Genomic DNA, 1369 nt, shown 5'->3' with positions numbered 1-1369 from the left:
ATCGGGCACCTCTACCGTGGCGCTGGAGCATGGTCAGTATATCGCGGCCCTGTTCGACGATCCTTCACTGCTGATTTCAATCAAGGGCGTGCGCTTCTCGCCCTACCTGCTGGCAGAGCTTTGCGTGCAGGAAGGGCAACTGGTGATGGAACGGTCTTGCCAATGGGCATCGCCGCACTGGCCCGCCCCGTTCACCTCCGATTTTCCTATCAGCCTGCGGATCGCCACCGATCCCGTAACCGGCGAAAGCGACCTCACCTTGCGTGATGACGAGTTCAACCTGCTCTTGCAGGCCACGCTCGCGCCGGTACCGGGCGCACGCCAGGTCACGCAGGTGCGCTGGCGCGCAAAACTTTCGCCCGAGCGCCCCGGCCTTGCAGCCAAGGCCATGGGCCTCGGCGCACCGCTGCGGGTGCACGACCATATCGATGGAGCTGCGCTGCGGGTGCTCAAACCCTCGGCATCGATCCACGCAGACGACCTGCGGGAAAAGATCGCCGCCCGAACCGACCAGCAAGACGAAGTAGCCTGAAAGCAAATCGCACCAGGACAAGGAACCTGCCATGCTCGAAATTTCCGATAATCCGGCATCTTCCGCGAACGATCATCCGATCACGTCGGACCCGCGCCAGTTCTCGGCCAAGGTCAATGCCTGGATGCCGCACGAAATCATGCTGACCGATGCATGGTTTCCGCTGGCCCACAGCTTTGCAGTGAACAAGAAACCGGTGCGCCGCGCTGTCTATTCCCAGCCGTTCTACCTGTGGCGCGGGCCCGATGGCCAGGTGATCGCTGCGGAGAACCACCCCAAGGATATGCTGGCTGGCGCCAAGAGCGAGTACACTGACGAAAGCGGCCACTATCCAGTGCTGGAAAAATACGGCTATGTCTGGGGCTGGCTCGGCAAGCCGGAAAATGCCGCGCCCGAGCATGTTCCAAGCATTCCCTATCTGCCGGAAGACGGCGGCCTGCCGCTTCACATGCTGGGTACTGTACGCTTTGACTGCTGCGCCCCGCTGAGCCTGGAAAACCTGATCGACCTGACCCACGCCGATTTTATCCATGCCGACGTTGTGGGTGACGAGAAGATGGATTCCGAAACGGTGGAAGTGTTCCACGACAGCGAAACCATCACCATGGTTCGCACCTGCGTGAACAAGTCGGTGGCACCGATCATGAAGATGTTCGGCGGCGTTCGCGCCGATGTGCAGCAAGTGCGCCAGGTAATACGCATCTACCTGCGCAGCCATGCCGCGATTGCCTATGGCCGGTTCAGCCCGGGGGACAACGTGCAGCTGTTCCACCCCTGTGTGCCGGAGACCCGCGACCGCACCCGGCTGGACTACGCGATGAACACGTCCAACGTTAA

The 1369-nt window shown here is 61.3% G+C and carries 1 protein-coding gene and 1 pseudogene; both read left to right on the top strand.

What is annotated here, in order from left to right:
- Positions 1-532, top strand: a pseudogene (locus C0456_RS20575) (Rieske (2Fe-2S) protein); the annotation flags it as partial.
- A 31-nt stretch (positions 533-563) separates the two neighbouring features.
- Positions 564-1369, top strand: an 806-nt coding sequence (locus C0456_RS20570) for a hypothetical protein (RefSeq protein ID WP_291056584.1), incomplete at its 3' end; no start/stop codon positions are given.

It is taken from the genome of Hyphomonas sp. (assembly GCF_013823385.1).
In the GTDB taxonomy this organism is placed as follows: domain Bacteria; phylum Pseudomonadota; class Alphaproteobacteria; order Caulobacterales; family Hyphomonadaceae; genus Hyphomonas.
Note: the sequence above shows the minus strand (reverse complement) of the source record. Positions and strands in the feature narration are given on the sequence as shown.